Source organism: Rahnella sp. Larv3_ips (assembly GCF_003697865.1).
In the GTDB taxonomy this organism is placed as follows: Bacteria; Pseudomonadota; Gammaproteobacteria; order Enterobacterales; family Enterobacteriaceae; genus Rahnella; species Rahnella rivi.
The window spans coordinates 202374-202734 of sequence record NZ_MJIB01000011.1; the positions used below are offsets into that span (position 1 = coordinate 202374).

2 protein-coding genes are annotated in these 361 nt (G+C 57.6%); both read right to left on the minus strand.

What is annotated here, in order from left to right; all coding sequences use genetic code 11:
* The coding region (locus ED901_RS15855; protein WP_205965115.1) for a phage tail protein at nt 1-129 on the minus strand (129 nt) is incomplete at its 3' end.
* Between the two features lie 9 nt (nt 130-138).
* A partial coding sequence (locus tag ED901_RS15860; RefSeq protein WP_122096484.1) for a phage tail protein I occupies nt 139-361 on the minus strand: 223 nt, incomplete at its 5' end.

Consider the following 361-nt stretch of genomic DNA (forward strand, 5'->3'; position numbering starts at 1 on the left):
CGGCGTTGTTGCCTTGCCGTTGCCGTCGCCGACGGCCAGCTGCGTAATGTTAATGTCAGTCCCCGCCGCAATGGCCGCCGCGATGCGCGCCTGGCCGAGCGTGGTGACAACGGATTTAAATGTGCTCATATCGTCCTCTTATGCGGGGTAAACGGTCAGCAGCTCGCCGACGTACTGCGCTGCACCAATGTAAACGTCGCCTTTAATATCCTGGGTAATGGTCAGCCCGATCAGATGACGGCTTGCGGGTTTGGCATCGGCTATCAGCCGCTCCATCTCTAAATACATTTCTTCAGTGATGCCGGTTTCCAGCACGCCGATGTCCAGGCGAAACGTCCCCGGTTCGTCATTCGTTTCCCAC